Raw genomic sequence first — 18948 nt, forward strand, 5'->3', positions numbered from 1 at the left:
AAAATATTATGAAACTAACTAATAAATACTTCAAAAGAATACCAGCCATTGTAGGATTGAGTATTTTAATGTTCTTAACATCCTGTGAAAAAGATTTAATAGAGACGCCCTATGACAGGTTTTCAGAAATTTCTTTTTATAAGACTCCGGCTGATGCTAAACTGGCAGTTACAGCTGTATATTCATCTCTTAACAAAAATGGATACGATGCTATCTATGGATCCGGAGCCGGTTCTGTAATTGTACAATCCAGTGCTACTACAGATGAATTAATTTGTTCGTGGGGAGATCCGGTGTGGATACCTTATTACCAGCTAAACTTTTTTGAAGATTTTCCAAATGGTCAACTAGGATTATTGTATTCCTCAATAATGCCGGCAGTAACCAATGCTACAATTACCATTGATAAACTCAATGGTATGACCTCTTTGAGTACAGAAGAGAAAAGCAGGTATATTGCAGAAGTTAAAGCCCTGCGGGCACATTATGCCTGGCAACTTTATAACTTTTATGGTCCTGTCGGATTACGTTTGGATGCTACAGAAGCACAGAATCCCGCTGCTAAGCCTATCCCAAGAATGACAAAAGAAGCTATGGTAGCTCAAATAGAAAAAGACTATACAGAGGCTATTGCAGGATTACCAACAGCTATGCAGCAGGATAAAGCCGACTACGGAAGGATGACAAAGGACATCTGTCTGATGGGACTGGTAAAATTATATATGCACGAAAAAAGATGGCCGGAAGTTATTACCAATTGCAGAACCTTGCAAGGTATGGGACATAGTCTGGAACCAAACTATGCGAATATTTTTACCATAGAAAATAACGGAAATAATCAGGAGAAAATATTTGCAATCTCCAGCAGAATGGATGCTGCCTTTACCAATATATGGCTGGCTCATGCCTTACCGGGGAATTATGTAGATCCTAGCGGAAAAGCCCTAACCCAATGGGGAGGCTACAAAATGCCGTGGAAAACCTATGATAAATTTGATCAGAATGATAAAAGGTTGACAAGATTATTGGCAAAATGGCCAACTTACGGAGGACAAACTTTTGATGCCAGAGCCAATGGATACAAAGGGGCTATTCCCATGAAATATGGTATTGATCCTAATGCACCAGGAGAAAATACAGGAGTTGACATTGTTGTTTGGCGCTATTCGGATGTTCTGTTATCACTTGCTGAGGCTATTAATGAAACTGCGGGTCCTACAACTGAAGCTTATGATTTAGTAACCCAGGTTAGAAAAAGAGCTGGTCTGGATGCTTTGCCAGCAGGACTTTCAAAAGACCAGTTTAGAAGCAAACTGATGGATGAGCGCTTATTTGAATTTTGGTTTGAGGGAGGTAACCGAAGAGAGGATATGATCCGATGGGGAACCTATATACAAAGAGCTTTGGATGACGGGTCTACCTTTGCAAAACCCGAATTTGTATTATATCCTATCCCTAGAAAAGCGATTAATGAGACTAATGGCGTAATTAAACAAAATCCAGGGTATAACTAAAAATACATATAATAGCGATAGTATCCGGATGCTATCTTTATAAAATGTTCATACAAAACCAATCCGGTTGTCTGAGGGCAGCCGGATTAGTTAACTATCTTTTCATCAAAACTCTTTTCAGTCTGATAACTCAGATAAGTTCTATATTGTTTTATTACGCTAAAAATCAATGTCATCAGCTATATTTCCGCCCTGTTCACCGGCGAATTTGGCTTTATACTCCTCGTATTTTACTTCATGATAATCCATCATTTCGGTAATTTCAGCAGTATTAAAATTCTGATTTCGTTTTGTCATCCATTGCATAGCTACACTTTGAAAGTCAATGAGACCAATTCCGAAATTATCTTCAATCCATTGTGCCCCATCAATTCCATACTCGTAAGCAGCTGTACGTGCAGCATTTAATTCTTCGTAAAAATAAGGGTCAGATTTTAAACGATCCAGATTGTTATTAGTGCCGGCAGGTGTCGTGTTACTTTTGTTTTGAAGGTCAAGAATTACAGGATGATTTCCTATTTCCATAAAATACTGACCATAAAGGGTGGTGATGGTAAAAGTTTCATCTTCCTGCATACGCTTAGGCCAGAGTGTATTGAGCTCCTCAAATATAGCCTCATCTATACCGAAGGCATTAAATAAGGTTTTCGGGTCTATACTACCCAGATTGGCAACCAGAGCTGTATAGTCTTTTAGAGAAATGCCATGAATAGGTTGTAACAGCGGATTATCATCATCTTCTTTTGTGTAACCTGCTGTAGCCACACCTGAATACTTCAGGGAGTTAGCCATTTCAAAATTGATAAAATCGTCTGTGTCTGTTTCCGGATTCCATTCCTGATAAATCTGTCTCAGCAAATGTCTGCGGTAGCTGTGGCGGTCACTTTTATCCCAATCGCCATCACTGCTATCTACATGTTCCTGAAATCTTTTTTCTAATTCCGCATCAAACTGACTTTCTGTGTAATGCGTACCATGTAATGTTTGGGGATCTAAATTCATAAGATTGTTAGTTTTGATTAAAATTTTCTTCGTTGCAGGCCCTGGTAGAAATTTTCGGTTTGCTCTGCCAGATCCGGCACTAATACTTTCCATTCATCAAACATTGCTCGTTGATATTCCTGATAATATTTTGGTGCTATCTTTAGGGATTGCTGCCTTTGTTCTTCCAGCATATCAAGCTGTTGCTGTAATTCGGAGGTTCTGTTACTAGCCAGTTTCAACTTTAACTCATGCGCCCGGTGATAGAGTATCCTTTCATTTTCCTGTTCTTTATGATATTTTTCCAGCAGGTGGCGTGTTCGTTGTTCTGCCAGTCCCCGGCCAATGTCTTCCAGTCTTTGAGACAGTGTCCCTGGTCTAAAAGTATTCTTAGTCTGGCAACTTGGGCAGGTCAGATATGTAGTAATAAAATAAATCTTAGTCAGGTGAATTGTATCTCCACACTGTTGGCACCTGAACCGATCTTTGATCCGCGCATGCTCATCCAGGATCTTTTGATATAGTACTTCATAATCTGTCTGATTTGTGTGCTCAAGTTGTTCACGGTAATAGTTGTACTTTTTATGAAAATCATTGTACAGCCTGTCGGAGCATGTAATTCTAAAATCAGTTAATTTATGGTACATTGGATGCAAACTATCTACTTCTACGCTAAGATGCTGATAAACGGTTTCAATTTTATCCTGATATATAGCCTCCGCTTTTTCTATTATACTATTAAGCTGCCCCTGAATACCGGAATAAAATATTCCATATTCGCGTTCATCCCTTATTTTCAGCTCCTCAAGCTCAGGTAGTGCTGCTTCTGTGAATTCCTGCATTTTGACTTCTAATTTATTGAGAAACACAAATAATCGTTCCCGATTTTCTATCAGAATTTTAGACAACTCCTCCATAGAATGGAAATTATTTTCATGACCCAGGTTTTCTCTTTTGCTAAATAGGTTAAACATAGAATATCAGTAGTGTAATGTAAAAGACCTCTTACATAGAATTGTCTTCTCTTTTTAAATGTAATCCGTCTGTAATTTTGACCTTAATAAATTGAAATCCACAATATGCACAATGTGTGAGACCGTCCTGCTGTGCTCTGCCTGCACCACAATTCGGACAGGGATGTATACTTAGTTCTGGCTCTTTCTCTTCCGGTTTTCCTCCGTAATGCTGCTGCGTCTTCGCTTTATTTTTTAATTTTTCCAGTATAGTATTAGTTTTCTTTTCTGTCATAAGAATACCTGATATATGCAAATGCTGCTGTTCTCTATAATTTCTTCAGAAGTTCAGTCTTTTTTATTTTGTAATCCTCTTCATCTATCAGTTCGGAATCAAAAAGGGATTTTAATTTTTTGAGCTTTTCTGCAATATCCTCTTGTGTTTGTTCTTCAAGAATTTTTCTGTCCATCAGCATACTGAAAGCTATGGCATTTCTGGTGGCTTCATTCACATCAGTTCCTTTTTGGGAAATAGCCTGAGCAGTACTGAATCTGGTGTATTTGTCCATATCCGTCACCATATTCATATTGCTGATTTTGTCGTAATGTTGTGTCACTTCTTCCGGAAGAGTTACGGAGGTAATCATGAACTGAGTCAATGTCAGACCAAATTGTTCAAAATATGGACGTAATAGGGGAGTTACCTTTTGACTCAAATCTGTTATGTTACCAGCAACATCAGTAATTGTCAGTTGTTCATTTGCTATTACTTCCCCAAATTTAGGAGCGATGTAATCCCGAAGTTCATGTTGCAGTTCAAAAATTGTAAAGCGTTCATAAGATCCGGCATATTGCCTGAAAAAAGTCGGAATATCTGTAATCTGTATGTCGAAAGTACCAAAAGCGCGTATACGAATTTGTCCGAATAGCGAATCATTCAGCAGAATAGGGGCTGGGGTTCCCCATTTGTTATTAACAAAATGACGGGTATTGAAGTAATATATGTCCGCTTTAAAAGGACTTTCAAATCCATATTTCCAGCCTTTGAGTTGACTTAATAGGGGTACATTCTCCGTATGCAGCTTATAGAGTCCTGCGTGGAACACATCTGCCAGTTGACCTTCATTGAGAAATAACGCAGCCTGACTTTCCCGTATGGTTATTTGGGCTCCGTTTTTTATTTCTTTATCTTCATCCGGATATTTCCACATTAGTAGGTTTGGATCCGGCGTAACACTCTCAATAATCTCTATAAAAGATAATTTCATAGCTTAAATTTTAAAATTTAAAGATTAATATACATTAATTATCTTTAATGTCAAAATTAAAATGATTACAATAACCATTATTATTGATTTTGTAACATTAATTTAATGCAGAAGTAACATTGGCAGGAATTTCTTGTCTTACTACCGGAAGATTAAAAAATATCAGGCTGTCTCAGAACTTAATTAAGACAGCCTTAAAATGGAATGGTGCTGTAAGGTTAATGCTATTTTATCTCCAGTTATAAAAGGTACGTTTCCGGAAAGTATAGCTAACACCGAGTGATACGGTAAGAGTTCCTTCTCCCCGGCGTCCGCCAACTTCACCGTCAAAACTGTCTCCTACAAAATTGCCGCGTACATCGGCTGTAAAGTTTAAATTTTCGGTTAGTACAAAGCTATTTAAGATACCTAAATTAGGACTTAATTTTGTAGCCTTTGGTTCATTTGTGGTCATCATCACACCAATACCCGCATAAGGAATAAAGGAGTAAATCCGCTCATTGTCATATCCGTCTATTATATTGTTCATATTGACCAATATATCCGCATGTCCGTACACATATTTAAATGACTGTTTTTGGAGTCTTTCAGCAGCATTATACACTTCGCCGGTAGAGTGACTTCCATTTTGGGTGAGTCCTTTGATCTGAAAACCGTTTATACCTGCACGGACGCCTGTATTAGCATTGATCCATTTGCCGGCATACAAATCAAAATTTGGTGTAATGCGTTTTCCGAAAGAAAGTTGTTTGTTATGATCTCCAAAGTAGATCTGTCCGCCTATGCCTGCGCCTGCGAACCAGGGATTGTAAAAAGGGCTGTTCTTCCGTTGCTGAAATCGGGATGACAGCACAATCGGATCTTTTGTCGAAGCATGAATCTGCGTCGCAACAGGCAATAGCCAAATTAAAAGAATGTAATACTTTCTTTTCATGTTAGTGAATTTAGTGTGTGGGTGTATTTGTTGCTCAGAACAGTCCAAGCGGACATATACACAGCGTTAGTGTGCCGTAAAGTTAGTTTTCTTTAATTTCTATGATAACAAATTTTTCAGTAATCTTTGGAGAAGTAGCTTTTAGGCTACAACTGGGTAAAGAATAAGAGTTGTTATCTTGATCTGCTGTAAAGAAAAAGCAGAACAGGATAGAGACAGTTTTTTTATAAAGAGAAAAAAGAATATAATAACAGTATAGTGTTACTTTTGGTAAGAATTAATAAATTTGCTGTTTAACTCATAAATGAATGATAGCTGTAGTTATTGAAGAGCAGCAACCGGATATTATTTGTTTTAAAAAATAAGCAGCAGATACAGGTATATGCCCGACGGAAAAAGAATATCTTGCAACAACTTTTTCCACAGTAATGTAGAAGCATATAATTTTAACATTCGAGAGAGCATATTTTAATTTAAACAGAAATGAATAAAATGAAACTGATAGCACATAGCACCATTATTCTGTTAGCCTTGAGCATTAGCAGTTGTAATGGACAATCCGGTAAAACGAATACAGCGATAGTACAAACAGAATCTGTTAAACCTGTTGATCAACTGGAGACACTTACAAAAGAGCTTTACAAATGGGTGGAGTCTGATAATGCCGGCGAAGACTTCAGTCCTTTGCCAGAGCAGGAAACCGATAGTCTGTATTTGGGTTTAGATCTGGAGGCTCACAAAAAACGAATTTCGACGCTTAAGAATACACATTTTTTTGCTGCAGAATTTCTTGAAAATTATAACAAGATCGGATTGACGATTGATGAGAAGTTACGTAGTCATTCTTTTTCCTGGTATATCGGAGAATTACCTCCATTTGGAAACGGAGCAAATCCATGGTGTAATTGTCAGGATAATCCCGATGATTACTGGAAAAAAATCATCCTGCAGGATGTCGTATTTGATGGTGAAACCGCAACTTACAACTGGACATGGGGAGACGGGGTTCCATACAAGATGAAGGCTGTCAAAGAAAATGACGGCTGGAAGGTTTCTTATATGCAAGGTTTTGATTCTGAGGAATTTCTTTCGCAGCAAAACAACTAATATTCAGACTTTTCGAAGATGATCGGGGAGAAGGACTATTCCTCTTCCTTATCATCTTCAATATAGCCCCAGCTCACTGGTAATTTGTCGAGCAGTTCTTCAAACTTTTCATGATCACTGCTACATGCAAATGTTCTTCCAACTGCCGGATTTCTAAAGGCACAAAACCATTACTATCTATTGGAGTAAGTTGATACAATCCCTTAATCTTTTCAAAGACTGTCATCTCCGCCATGCGTTAACAAGTAAAAATATAGTCAGAATGGGACTTAACAGACTGTTTTTCACATTTCAACTAAAGAAACAGCACTTTAGATAAGCTCCTTATCTATCTGAGAATGGATCTGAAAACACGAAATATGAAATAAAAGTTGTAATAAGAAGATTTCGTTTTATATTTGCGTTGTTTTTAATCAGTCTAAATAATTGGATTGAATATTGTAAATGTGGTTATTACATGGCCGTTTACAATAATAAGTCCGATAGCGAATAAGAATAACGCCATGCATAAGACGGCAATCCTCTGCATGGCGTAAAACTACGATCAGCGGCAACTGATTGTAGTTGATCTGCTCAGCAAGCTGAACAGGTCACTCCCGATACTGTAACATATGGAAGAATCTGCAAGATAGAGAAAAATAAAAAATTAAACTATTTCTTATTCAAATATCTTCTTGTTATTTCTTTTCATAAAGAGTTGAAACAAATAAATACGGACAATATTCAACATATTATGAAATACTTATATCTATTTTCTCTTTACAACTCTCCTGAAAGCGAGTCTATTACGCTTGTGCAACCTGTCAGCACCTTCAGAATAAGAGATTCCAATCCATTTCGATAATATATTGCTTTCGTTTTTTCAATCTGTATACAGATTGATGCCTTTCCGTTTCCTTTTACAGTATGTCAGTCTGTAAAGTGGAAATACTAAACTATGCTCAACATTTAATTCACATAATATAAACAACAACACACACCCTTAATTCAGCACACTCATGAATAAACTATTACGTTTGTTATTTTTTTGTCTTCTTTATCTGACCGGGTCAGCATCTTATGCGCAAAGCCTATATTCAGTTGAAGGAATAATTTTAAATGAAAATGATCAGCCTGTTTCAGGAGCCACAATCAAACTGGATCCTTCAGATCTGGCAACAACAACAGATACTGAAGGTCATTTTAAATTGTCCAATGTAAAGTCTGGTAATTATGAATTGCACATAAAATCCTTTGGATACAGCAAATATCAGTCAGTTGTATTGGTCAAGAATCAATCATTGGATCTGGGACAGATCAAACTGTCTTCAAAATCCGAATCTATTGACGAGGTCTCTGTCTACGGACGTTATTATCAGCAATATAAGCTGGACAGCATTTCGGGTTCACTCCGTTTAAAAACACCTATTCTGGAGTTACCTCAGAATATACAGATCATATCGGCCGATCTAATGGCTGATCAGCAAGTATTTGATATTGTAGATGGTATTACGCGTAATATCAGCGGGGCTACACGTCAGGGACACTGGGATAACCAATATGCCAACCTGAGAATGCGCGGATCGAAAATTCCTGCATTCAGGAATGGTATGAATATCGAAGCTTCCTGGGGTCCTACAGCTGAAGACGCCTCTATGATTGAGCGTATAGAATTCGTAAAAGGTCCGGCAGGTTTTATGCTGGCTAATGGCGAGCCGGGAGGATTCTATAATGTCGTAACCAAAAAACCTTCAGGTCATACCAAAGGATCCGCAAGCTTCAATATGGGCAGCTTCAGCACCTACCGCGGAGCGCTGGATTTTGATGGTAAACTTAGTAAGGATGGTAAACTGTTGTATCGTCTTAATGTGGCAGGTCAACAGAAGGATTATTTTACAAAATACAACTACAGCAACCGTGTTGTAGTAGCACCGGTATTGACGTATAAAATTGACGATGCGACCTCACTGACAGTAGAGTACACTTATCAGGGATCTACCTACCTGACGAATGGTAACTATACCTTTTCTCCAAAACAGTATGCAGATCCGGGTATTGCCAATGATTTCTTCTATGGAGATCCATCTTTTGAACCTAGTAAAATCAAAGACCACAGTGCCTATGTATATTTTGATCACAAGCTTAACGAAAACTGGAAATTACATGCTCAGGTAGCTTATTTTAATTTCAATATGATTGCAAACAGCACCTGGCTGAATTATATGAAACCGAATGGTGATATGCCTCGTAACCTCAGCATCGCTGATGAGGCCGGAGAAAACAGATTTGCACAGTTTTCATTCACCGGAGAGGAAAAGACAGGAGGTGTAAGACACCGTTTACTGTTCGGAGGAGACTTTGGAAACAAAAAATTCTGGGGTGATTTCAGAACGTTACTGGATTCTATTCCATTTGCATCCCTTAATGTATACGATCCGAAGTACGGTATTCCAGGCGCAGTCTTACCAGCTATAGACAGATCCAAAAGTGTAAAATTAAGAGCCGGAGGAAGTAACTATGTGTCTTCTGTTTCTTATACTTCATTCTATGCACATGATGAGATGGCTTTCTTAAATGATCAGCTTCGTCTTTCCTTAGGTTTACGATTCACGAATGCAGTGACAGTAGGTAAGACCAATGCTGCTGACGTGAAAGATAATGTATGGAGTCCACGTGCCGGATTAAGTTATTCGATTGATAAATCGATGAGTGTATATGGCTTATACGATCAGTCATTTGTGCCCGTGGCAGGAGTAGATTGGGAAGGAAATGCATTCAAACCTATACGAGGTAATAATGTGGAAGCAGGAGTAAAGAAAGAATGGTTTGGAGGTCGTTGGATTTCTACAGTAAGTGCTTATTCGATAAGAAGGGAAAATTCTCTGGTGACAGATCCGGATCCGAATCATGTTGTTAACGGGCAAACTTTCCAGGCACAGCTAGGGGAGACAAAATCAAAGGGAATTGAACTGGATATTACAGGTGAAATCCTAAAAGGATTAAATGTCAATGCCAACTATGCATTGACCGATTCTAAAATATCTAAAGCGAGTGACGAATCGACAATTGGAAATATAACACCTAATACAGCAAAACATACGGCCAACGCATGGCTGCAATATCGTATTCAAAACGGAACACTGAAAGGATTTGGTCTTATGGGAAGTGTTCAGACTATGTTTGACAGAGCTGTCGGTACGACAAAGGAATCCAACTTCAAAAACTATATACGTACAGATGGTGGTTTGAGTTATCAAAAAGGGAAATACAACATTTCATTACTGGTAAACAACCTGTTGGATAACAGAAAACTACTGACTGCAGGATCTTTTTCAAAAGCAAATGCAGCGACCCTTGCTAAGGGAGGAGTTGATTATTACAGCTATATCGTAGAAGCAAGACGTAATATGCGCCTTGGTATTACTTATAAATTCTAGAGATTAATAATATTATAAACCCAATTCATTAACCCCGCAGCGTATCAATAAAAGTTGATACGCTGTTTTTGTTTGAATAATAACCACAACATTTAGCTCCGTTATTTGTTATTACAGCAGTATTCGTGTTGGGAATCCTATACATACACCATTATTATAAAGCTTATGAAATTATTAATTCTTCTGTTTACTGCATTTTTTATCGCATTGTTAGCTACGAAATTCATGTACGGATTCTGGGATTTTGTCTTTGCAGGGAATCTGGGGATGAGTGTATTTATCATCTTTACCGGATTATCACATTTTAGATTTCAAAAAGGAATGGCTATGATGATGCCCGATTATATACCTGCTAAGATGTTTTTTGTATACTTCACAGGAATATTGGAAATAGCCGCCGGAATAGGACTCATGATTCCCGGGCTGCGTGCATTGACAGCTGTATTGCTTATTATATTTTTAATAGTGGTGTTTATAGCAAATGTGAATTCTTCTAAGAAAATGATCAATATTTTCAAAGCCGATTACACAGGCCCCGGAATGAATTATCTCTACGCCCAAAGACTGCCTATGCAATTGATTCTGATTGGCTGGACCTGGTATTTCGGACTTTATTTAAAATAACATATTCCAAAGAATACAGTAGAGGTTAACCAACAGATCATTGATTGTAACTGGTTAATCTTGAGTGTAATGTTGATCCATAAAGACTACAGGATAATCTGGTATTTATAATATGTCTACACCAAAACTCGCAGTTTTCTATATGTAAAATAGCATAAAACTAACACAATAGTTTGCTTCCCTTACTTAATAAAACTACTTTTGTTTATTGATGAACAAGATAATACCAAATATTTCAATGCATTATAAGCGATATTTTTTCGTATTCGCTGCTATACTTTTGGTATTACTGACCTCATGTGTCGTCAAAACAAGTATCAAAAATCTGGCAGGTATTCCTGTTAAAACAGAACAGAGTATACCGAAAGGCAGCCAAAATTTTTCTGCACATGCAATGGAAAAATGTGCGCAATCCGATGCTTCAGATAAACAAATCGTTCAAAAGAAATCTATTGATACGAACGATTTACTGCCTGCCGTTATCTTTACGGCTGCATTTCTTTTTCTATTCGCCTTACAGCCTGTAAACAAAGAAAGTAAGCACCCGCTTTACAGTGATAGTGGAAAAATCCACAGTTCTATTCCCATCTTTCTCGAATACCGGAAACTTATTCTTCATTACACCTGCTAATTCCCTTTTCTCCTGTTGACCGCACCTGTTCAATGGGTTGTATTTCTATTGATTTCATTTTAAAATAATCTATGGTCGCCCTTTGCGACCTGTCCAAAATTTGTAGAGTAATATGATAAAACATATTATGGCGACCGCATTATTCTGGTCGGCCGTTGTTGTTATGTTTCCAATACATGCACAGCAACAAAAGAAACATACTTTAGGCAGTCTGTGGTCTGAAGTTGAAGAAAATTATCCGGGCGTTAGTGTAAGAACTTCAGCAATTGCTGCTGCAAAGTTCAACCAACGAGCCGTCAAAGGCAATATGCTCCCACAGGTAAATGCACAAGCACAGAATACATACGGAACTTATGAAGGAAGTGCCGGAGCATTTTTTCCACAGGCAGGATTTTTCAATGTAAGTGGTTCAGTTGTACCACTTGACGGAAGTTCTGTGACAGCGAATACCTTTGGTTCTGCTACTATCCAATGGGAAGTATTTTCCTTCGGAAAGCTTGGCAAGCAGAATGAAGCTGCAGGAGCGTTATATCACAAATCGGTCAGTGAGAAAGATGCGTATTTGCTCAACCTGAAAAAAACGTTATCTGAACGGTATATCATTCTCCTGTACAATAATGCCAAGCTGCAGTGGGCAGAAAAGAACGCCGAACGTCTCAACGATATACGCAAAATAACTGCTGCTATGTCCGCTTCCGGTTTGCGACCTGCGGCAGACAGCCTGCTCGCCTCGTCCTCGTATGTACAGGCTATGGGTGAACATGATAAATGGAAGGGCTTTGAAAAGGCCGCTTATATCAAGCTGTTGGAATTGTATGGTAATGATACCATTAATTATACCGCATCGGCCAACCGATTTGAGAACATGGCAGAAAATAGACTCGGCAAAAGCAAGATTATAAATGTCTCGCACCCTGTTTTAGATGCTTTGGATAAGCAATCTGAGTATTACATGTTAAGCGGGGAAGCGCAAAAAAGATCTTCTTTGCCTTCCATTAACTTGTTAGGCGGATATGCGTATCGGGGCACGGGGATCAGTCCGAACGGAACGGTATCAGGAGCCTGGAAAGATGGATTTAACAATACCACCAGTAACTTTTTGGCAGGTATCGGTATCACATGGAATCTGACCAGTCTGCATACAAATCGTATGAAAGGTCAGCAGCTTTTTAAAGAAGCAGAAAGCACCAGATTTTTACATGCACAATATGAACAGGCTATGCAGGCAGATTTATCCGCTTCGCGGGCAAAAATCATTCAGCAGTATAGTCAACTTCAGAAAACAAAGCTCGCTGTGCAGCAGTCTCAGGATGCATACCATATGTACCGGGCAAGGTATAAAAGTGGATTAATCACCTTGAGCGAACTGTTGCAGATACGCATCTTACTCGAACAGGCGGAGAACGCCCATATTGAGGCTTCCCGTGATTACTGGGTATTGCTGGCTTACGAGGCAGAACTGACTGCTGATTTCGACTTTTTGTTTAATAACCTTTAATTAATCGTATATGAACATAATAAGATTTGCGTTAAGAAAACCCATTGCGATTATGGTTGTCATACTCGCGATAGCTTTCTTTTCCTACAATACTATAAAAAAAATAAACGTAGATATATTTCCCGAAGTGGAATTACCGGCGATGTATGTTGCAATGCCTTATGGTGGATTATCACCGGCATATATGGACGGTTTTATGGCAAATGAGTTCCAAAAGGTTCTCCTGTTTGTGAGCGGCGTCAAAAATATTGATTTCAAAAGTGTACAAGGCCTGACCCTGATGAAGCTGACCTTTTATCCGGGAACAAATATGGCACAGGCTGCCGGGGAGGTGTCCACATCCGTTTCCCGGGCAATGGGCTTTCTGCCACCCGGAGCCGTCCCACCTATGGTGGTACGTTTTGACGGAAGTTCGCTTCCGGTTGGTAATCTCGTTTTTGAAAGTGACCAGCGTTCTGTTAATGAAATACAAACATTAGCATTGACCAAAATCAGGCCGATGTTCGTACAAATTCCGGGTATTACTTCCCCTGCACCTTTCGGTGGCAATGTGCGTTCTATCGTTATCAACATTGACCCCGACGCTATGCAGGCGAACGGGTTAAGTCCCGAAGATATAACGGTTGCCATTACCAGAAACAGCCTTCCGTCACCTGCCGGAAATATCCGGATAGGAGAGGAAAACCTGATGGCACCCATTAATTCCATTGCCAAGGGCCCGGAAGAGCTATTAAAAACCCCTGTGAAAACAAGTGCTAACCGCACCATATATGTAGGCGATGTTGCCCGTGTAGAAGACGGCGCAGATCAGACCGTAGGTTACGCTTTGATAAACGGCAAACGTTCGGTTTACCTGCCCATTATTAAAAAAGCAGATGCTTCCACACTGGATGCTGTGGAAAACCTGAAAAATGCCATTCCGATGCTGAAAGATCAATTGCCCGAAGATGTAAAGGTCAGCTATGAATTTGACCAATCCAGCTATATCGAACGCTCTCTTTCTAACCTTATCCACGAGGGGATTTTAGGAGCGGTTTTCACGGGGTTGGTCATATTATTGTTCCTTGGCGATACACGGGGAGCTATCATTGTTGTATTTACTATTCCGATTGCCGTTCTTTCCGCAGTTACGACCTTGTACCTTTTCGGGCAGACCATCAATATTATGACTTTGAGCGGTCTTGCTCTGTCTATCGGTATTCTTGTCGATGAAGCTACGGTAACGATAGAGAATATACATCAGCATATGGAAATGGGTAAGCCCAAACAGCGGGCGATTGTGGATGCTTTGCTGGAAATCTCTATTCCTAAATTGCTGATATTGCTTTGTATTCTTGCGGTATTGACCCCAGCCTTTATTATGACAGGTATTCCAAAAGATATGTTTATGCCTTTATCGATGGCTGTTGCCTTTGCTATGATAGCTTCCTTTCTGGCTTCGCAAACTTTTGTGCCTATACTGGCAAACTGGATGATGAAGAACAAACACAACTCAGAAACCATTTCAGCAAGAAAACGGGCCTTCTTTGACAAATTCCGTGTCAATTATTCCTACCGTATGCGTAAATGGTCTACTAAAGCCGTACCGCTTTTTATCGTGTATGTATTGGTTGCTTGCGCTATCGCAGGTTTACTTTTGACTGTCGTGGGTACAGATGTAATGCCAGTTTCCAATAATGGTGATTTTCAGTTACGTATACAGGCTCCACAGGGAAGCAGAATTGAAAAAACAGAACGGATTGTCAAAGATATTACCAATGACATCAAAGCCGAACTGCCTGAAAACGGACTGAATATTACCTCTGCATTTATAGGAATGCATCCCGCCGGGTCACCTATTAATCCCATATTCCTTTTCAGTAATTCTTCTCACGAAGCAATATTGCAAATATCCGTTAATCAGGAGGTGTACGGCGGTTCAATGGAAGATTTCAAAGAGAAAGTCCGTAATAAGATTACAGAGAAGCATCCTGAAGTTGCTTTTAATTTCGAACCGATGGAGCTGACCGAAAAAATTATGGGACAGGGCGCAATGACACCGATTGAAGTCAAAGTAGGCGCAGGTCAGGTAAAAGGTGCTTTTGCACATGCCTCAAAGATTGAAGCTAATCTGAAAAAAGTTCCGTATCTGCGGGATATCCGCATTGCAGAACCCATTGCTTATCCGAATATGGAAATTGAAGTAAACCGTGACCTTGCCGGACAGTTCGGACTGACAATGCAGGATATTACCCGCAGTCTGGTTACGGCGACCTCATCTACCCGTTTTACGGACAAAAACCTGTGGATTGATCCGAAATCGGGATTGGTATTCCAGACACAGGTACAGATACCGGAGGGTATGATGTCGGAAGAAAGATTGCGGTCACTTCCTTTGAAAGCGGGAAGCCTTCGTCCTGTACTGGAAGATGTAGCGACTATACGCAGGGTGATAGCTCCGGCACAGGTAAACCGTAAGGGACCAAACCGTTATGTAACCATTGTTGCCAATGTATACGGAAAGGATTTGGGCACGGCTTCCCGGGCAGTGAAACAAGCCATTAAAGATGCGGGAGTACCGCCGCGTGGTACGACTATCTGGACAGAGGGAACATTACAATTATTGGATGATACATTAGGAAGTCTTCTGGCTGGTTTGGGTGTGGCCATTATGGCCATATTCCTGATGCTTTCGGCTTATTACCAATCATTCAAAGTTCCTTTGATTATCCTTTCAGTGTTGCCTGCCGTAATTGCAGGCAGTCTGATTATCCTTTTCTTTACAGGCAGTACGCTCAATCTGCAATCTTATATGGGTATTATTATGTCACTCGGGGTATCGGTTTCCAATGCGGTACTACTGGTCAATCAGGCAGAATATTACCGTAAAAAATTACTCTTGAAACCAGCCAACGCTGCAAGACTTGCCGCTTCCTCAAGGCTAAGACCTGTACTGATGACCGCAGCAGCCATGCTTGCCGGAATGTTGCCGATGGCAATGGGTTTAGGCGATGGAGCAGAGCAGGTAGCCCCTTTGGGCAGGGCGGTTATCGGTGGTCTGATTGCATCTACCGTCACCATCTTATTACTCGTACCACATTTCTTTTCTTCTCTGATGTCAAGGACTAAAGTTATTAGCCCGTCATTAGACCCTGATGATTACGAAAGCAGGTATTATGCAGAACAGTCCGGTAAACAAACGATATCATAAACTTTAAAATTAGCATTACAATGTATCACAGCATTTCAATAAATAGAAAAACAACAGCTCTATTGGCATTGACCATATTGTTGGTATTGCTGCTTTCGGCTTGCTCACAAAAAGAACAGGAAAAGCCACAAGCGAAAAAAGAGCTTGTAAAATCCATGAATTATAAGACAGCACCTGTACAGGTTATCAATCCTGAATATGAAATATCCGTTCCGGCAGAACTGAAACCCTATGAGCAGGTCTCCGTATATGCAAAGGTTACCGGATTTGTACAACGGTTGTACGTAGATAGAGGGGACAGGGTTAGGAAAGGTCAGCTTTTGGCCGTATTGGAAGCTCCCGAAATGCAGCAGAAATATCTTTCCGATAAATCTACCGAGCAAAAGGTTTATAGCGATTACCTTTATGCAAAACAGGCGTATGACCGATTGATAACGGCTTCCAAAACAACCGGAGCCATTGCAGATATTGAACTGGACAGGGCTAAAAGCGCAATGGAAAGTGCCAAATCCGCTTATGATGCTTCCAAAGCAGGTACTGCGCATTCATCGCAATTACAACAGTATCTACGTATCACCGCACCGTTTGACGGCGTGATAACCCAAAGGAATATTTCAGTTGGTGCATTGGCGGGAGCAGGAAGCAATATACCCTTGTTTATGATGGCGCAGAGTAATAAGCTCCGCCTGACGTTATCCCTCCCCGAAAAGCACGTATCATCCGTTCAGCAGGAGATGTACGCTACGTTTACGGTCAGCTCTCAGCCGAGTAAAACATTTGACGCCAGACTTTCCCGTACCTCGGGATTGCTTGACCAGCAAGACCGGTCGCTTACACTGGAGTTTGATGTAAACAACCCGTCGGGCGAACTGCAGGGAGGAGATTATGCACAGGTAAAACTGATATTAAAACGTAAAAACCCCACTAATTGGGTACAGACAAAGAGTATATTAAATACACAGTCAGGAACTTATATTTTGACGTTAAATAACGATGAAGTAAAACGGATTGCTGTACATGAAGGAATTCGTTTAGATACACTGACGGAGGTTTTCGGTAATCTGGATCCGGAGGACAAAATTATCATCAAACCATCGGAAGAGATTAAGGAGGGGAGAATAAAGAAACAGGACTCGTTCAAGTAAAGCCGGCAATACTATGTAAAAGAAAAACATCCTTACCAGCATTATGGCAGGGATGTTTTGTTTGAAATCAGTGTCAGATTGTTTTTGAAGCTATTCGTTTGATGAATGAACCAAAATATAGCCAATAACGGGGATTTTTTTATTCTGTATTTCTATCTAATATTGATCAATATGATGAATAAACTTTTGATGCATGAGAATATTAATATTAAGTACCCTTTTTATGTTGACTTCAGTAACGGCCTGTACACAGGAAAAAAATGATAATCCTCAGGTAGTGATCTCAGAAATGAAAACCATAAATGCTGTTCCTTTTTTAACGAAACAGAATGATTTTACTTACGTAGATAAAACAAGTTTAAAGCCCACTATTAATCAAAAATTTAAGGCAGCCTCTTTATTTACAGCTACAGGTTTTGCAATTGTTGGGAATGAAAAGAATGAATCTGCAGTCATAGATGAAACAGGCAAAATAATTTTGAATTTTTCAGAAGAAAATATAGATATGAATGTTGTAAACGGACTTACATTTTATAAAAAAGATATGGAATACCAAAAGAAAATGCCTGTATGGAAATGGGATTGGAATATCATGGGAGGCGGCATCAAGAAGGAACAAACCTATCATAAATTTGAGATTGGTATTTTAGAAACCAGACAAGTTTTACTCAGGGAGGATATCCCGTACCTGGAAGACAATTATTATCTGAATTTTGTTTCTGTAGATGAAAACCATGTTTTTTGGAATGGAAGTCTTTATGAAATCAAAAAAAATCGTTTACACGACGTTGAGAATAATATTGCTGAATTGTTGGAAGATAAACGCTTTATCAAATCTTCAAATTCAACTTTTTCAGTATATGGATTGAATCAGAAAAAAGCAATTCACAATAGTCTGCAAGGTACTGAAACCCTATCAATTCGGTTTGGTAAGGAAAATATAATATTAAACGAAGTTAATAAGGAGCGGTATAAACCGGATATCCCTAAACTTTTAATGGATAGTAAAACCAATGATGTTTATGCTTTTCCACAATATGATAAGGTATTTCCAAAGGAAATAACAAAGGCAACAGCTTCGCAGATTGATTTTATTAAAAAAACATCCTTGCTGTATTCCATTACCAATTCACCTTACTTTTTACTCGGTGCTTTTAATTACGATCACGATGTTTGGGCATATGACTGGCTTTATATCGATACCAAAGGAAATGTTACAGATACTATAGATCCCTATAATTTTAAGGTCTTGGATCAGGTTGGATATCTGGTTTGGCCCGACAGGAAAATGATTTTACCCAATCAGTTCAATGAAAAAAACTGGAAGTTTGGAAAAATAAGTTATTATCAGGGTATGAATGATTTATATCTTATCCGGATTGAAGACGAAAAAGAAGTGAGAACAATGGGCTTGTGGAATAGCAAAACAAAGACCTGGGAGATAAAACCTGAATACAATGATATCTCGGTTTTGGATACAGAAAAAGAAATCTATACGCTTCAAAAAGAAAAAGATGGTCTGTATACGCTTTATGATAATAAGAATAAAAAGAATATAGGATCGAATGCTTATAAATCTATTAATTCGGATGGATTAGTCAATGCTAAGCTCCACGAAGACGAAACCATTTACTATTATATCGATATTTATTCCGGAAGAGAATACAAAGAAAATTAAAACAATAAA

Annotated in this window: 15 protein-coding genes; 9 read left to right on the plus strand and 6 right to left on the minus strand. The window is 39.1% G+C overall.

The window, feature by feature from the left end; genetic code table 11:
* Positions 1–8 precede the first annotated feature (8 nt).
* Positions 9–1514, plus strand: a complete 1506-nt coding sequence (locus B4B65_RS11325; RefSeq protein WP_293915720.1) for a RagB/SusD family nutrient uptake outer membrane protein — start codon at positions 9–11, stop codon at positions 1512–1514.
* Positions 1515–1673: 159 nt separating this feature from the next.
* Here the strand turns inward: B4B65_RS11325 and B4B65_RS11330 are convergent, their stop codons facing one another.
* The 5 genes from B4B65_RS11330 to B4B65_RS11350 all read right to left on the minus strand — a co-directional run bounded on the left by B4B65_RS11330 (position 1674) and on the right by B4B65_RS11350 (position 5650).
* Positions 1674–2516, minus strand: a complete 843-nt coding sequence (locus B4B65_RS11330; RefSeq protein WP_293915721.1) for a DUF6620 family protein — start codon at positions 2514–2516, stop codon at positions 1674–1676.
* 17 nt (positions 2517–2533) lie between these two features.
* On the minus strand, positions 2534–3469 hold the full coding sequence (locus B4B65_RS11335) for a hypothetical protein (protein WP_293915722.1): 936 nt from the start codon (positions 3467–3469) through the stop codon (positions 2534–2536).
* Between the two features lie 31 nt (positions 3470–3500).
* The gene (locus B4B65_RS11340; RefSeq protein WP_293915723.1) at positions 3501–3743 is read right to left on the minus strand and encodes a hypothetical protein; all 243 of its coding nucleotides are present in this window, start codon (positions 3741–3743) and stop codon (positions 3501–3503) included.
* A gap of 34 nt (positions 3744–3777) precedes the next feature.
* Positions 3778–4716, minus strand: coding sequence for an SPFH domain-containing protein (locus tag B4B65_RS11345; RefSeq protein WP_293915724.1), 939 nt, complete (start codon positions 4714–4716; stop codon positions 3778–3780).
* Positions 4717–4945: 229 nt separating this feature from the next.
* Positions 4946–5650, minus strand: a complete 705-nt coding sequence (locus B4B65_RS11350) for a hypothetical protein (protein ID WP_293915725.1) — start codon at positions 5648–5650, stop codon at positions 4946–4948.
* 483 nt (positions 5651–6133) lie between these two features.
* Between B4B65_RS11350 and B4B65_RS11355 the strand changes: the two genes are divergently transcribed.
* Entirely contained in the window at positions 6134–6757 is a 624-nt protein-coding gene (locus B4B65_RS11355; RefSeq protein WP_293915726.1) for a hypothetical protein, read from the plus strand.
* Positions 6758–6830: 73 nt separating this feature from the next.
* Here the strand turns inward: B4B65_RS11355 and B4B65_RS11360 are convergent, their stop codons facing one another.
* On the minus strand, positions 6831–6992 hold the full coding sequence (locus B4B65_RS11360) for a hypothetical protein (protein ID WP_293915727.1): 162 nt from the start codon (positions 6990–6992) through the stop codon (positions 6831–6833).
* Positions 6993–7755: 763 nt separating this feature from the next.
* Between B4B65_RS11360 and B4B65_RS11365 the strand changes: the two genes are divergently transcribed.
* The 7 genes from B4B65_RS11365 to B4B65_RS11395 all read left to right on the plus strand — a co-directional run bounded on the left by B4B65_RS11365 (position 7756) and on the right by B4B65_RS11395 (position 18939).
* Positions 7756–10173 carry a TonB-dependent receptor gene (locus tag B4B65_RS11365; RefSeq protein WP_293915728.1) on the plus strand — a complete coding sequence of 806 codons (2418 nt, stop codon included), beginning with the start codon at positions 7756–7758 and terminating at the stop codon, positions 10171–10173.
* Between the two features lie 165 nt (positions 10174–10338).
* Positions 10339–10797 (plus strand): DoxX family protein, encoded by a 459-nt coding sequence (locus B4B65_RS11370; protein WP_293915729.1) that lies wholly within the window; start codon positions 10339–10341, stop codon positions 10795–10797.
* A gap of 238 nt (positions 10798–11035) precedes the next feature.
* The gene (locus B4B65_RS11375; RefSeq protein WP_293915730.1) at positions 11036–11428 is read left to right on the plus strand and encodes a hypothetical protein; all 393 of its coding nucleotides are present in this window, start codon (positions 11036–11038) and stop codon (positions 11426–11428) included.
* A 112-nt stretch (positions 11429–11540) separates the two neighbouring features.
* Positions 11541–12926, plus strand: coding sequence for a TolC family protein (locus B4B65_RS11380; RefSeq protein ID WP_293915731.1), 1386 nt, complete (start codon positions 11541–11543; stop codon positions 12924–12926).
* A gap of 10 nt (positions 12927–12936) precedes the next feature.
* Positions 12937–16116 carry an efflux RND transporter permease subunit gene (locus B4B65_RS11385; protein WP_293915732.1) on the plus strand — a complete coding sequence of 1060 codons (3180 nt, stop codon included), beginning with the start codon at positions 12937–12939 and terminating at the stop codon, positions 16114–16116.
* A gap of 20 nt (positions 16117–16136) precedes the next feature.
* The gene (locus B4B65_RS11390; RefSeq protein ID WP_293915733.1) at positions 16137–17261 is read left to right on the plus strand and encodes an efflux RND transporter periplasmic adaptor subunit; all 1125 of its coding nucleotides are present in this window, start codon (positions 16137–16139) and stop codon (positions 17259–17261) included.
* Between the two features lie 193 nt (positions 17262–17454).
* Positions 17455–18939, plus strand: a complete 1485-nt coding sequence (locus tag B4B65_RS11395) for a hypothetical protein (protein WP_293915734.1) — start codon at positions 17455–17457, stop codon at positions 18937–18939.
* Positions 18940–18948: the final 9 nt, after the last annotated feature.

Source organism: Sphingobacterium sp. UBA5789 (genome assembly GCF_002418355.1).
Taxonomy (GTDB): domain Bacteria; phylum Bacteroidota; class Bacteroidia; order Sphingobacteriales; family Sphingobacteriaceae; genus Sphingobacterium.

Excerpts from the sequence above, each read along its gene's own strand:
- B4B65_RS11325 (WP_293915720.1), top strand. The coding sequence starts at position 9 with ATGAAACTAACTAATAAATACTTCAAAAGAATACCAGCCATTGTAGGA.
- B4B65_RS11330 (WP_293915721.1), bottom strand. The coding sequence starts at position 2,516 with ATGAATTTAGATCCCCAAACATTACATGGTACGCATTACACAGAAAGT.
- B4B65_RS11335 (WP_293915722.1), bottom strand. The coding sequence starts at position 3,469 with ATGTTTAACCTATTTAGCAAAAGAGAAAACCTGGGTCATGAAAATAAT.
- B4B65_RS11340 (WP_293915723.1), bottom strand. The coding sequence starts at position 3,743 with ATGACAGAAAAGAAAACTAATACTATACTGGAAAAATTAAAAAATAAA.
- B4B65_RS11345 (WP_293915724.1), bottom strand. The coding sequence starts at position 4,716 with ATGAAATTATCTTTTATAGAGATTATTGAGAGTGTTACGCCGGATCCA.
- B4B65_RS11350 (WP_293915725.1), bottom strand. The coding sequence starts at position 5,650 with ATGAAAAGAAAGTATTACATTCTTTTAATTTGGCTATTGCCTGTTGCG.
- B4B65_RS11355 (WP_293915726.1), top strand. The coding sequence starts at position 6,134 with ATGAATAAAATGAAACTGATAGCACATAGCACCATTATTCTGTTAGCC.
- B4B65_RS11360 (WP_293915727.1), bottom strand. The coding sequence starts at position 6,992 with ATGGCGGAGATGACAGTCTTTGAAAAGATTAAGGGATTGTATCAACTT.
- B4B65_RS11365 (WP_293915728.1), top strand. The coding sequence starts at position 7,756 with ATGAATAAACTATTACGTTTGTTATTTTTTTGTCTTCTTTATCTGACC.
- B4B65_RS11370 (WP_293915729.1), top strand. The coding sequence starts at position 10,339 with ATGAAATTATTAATTCTTCTGTTTACTGCATTTTTTATCGCATTGTTA.
- B4B65_RS11375 (WP_293915730.1), top strand. The coding sequence starts at position 11,036 with ATGCATTATAAGCGATATTTTTTCGTATTCGCTGCTATACTTTTGGTA.
- B4B65_RS11380 (WP_293915731.1), top strand. The coding sequence starts at position 11,541 with ATGATAAAACATATTATGGCGACCGCATTATTCTGGTCGGCCGTTGTT.
- B4B65_RS11385 (WP_293915732.1), top strand. The coding sequence starts at position 12,937 with ATGAACATAATAAGATTTGCGTTAAGAAAACCCATTGCGATTATGGTT.
- B4B65_RS11390 (WP_293915733.1), top strand. The coding sequence starts at position 16,137 with ATGTATCACAGCATTTCAATAAATAGAAAAACAACAGCTCTATTGGCA.
- B4B65_RS11395 (WP_293915734.1), top strand. The coding sequence starts at position 17,455 with ATGAGAATATTAATATTAAGTACCCTTTTTATGTTGACTTCAGTAACG.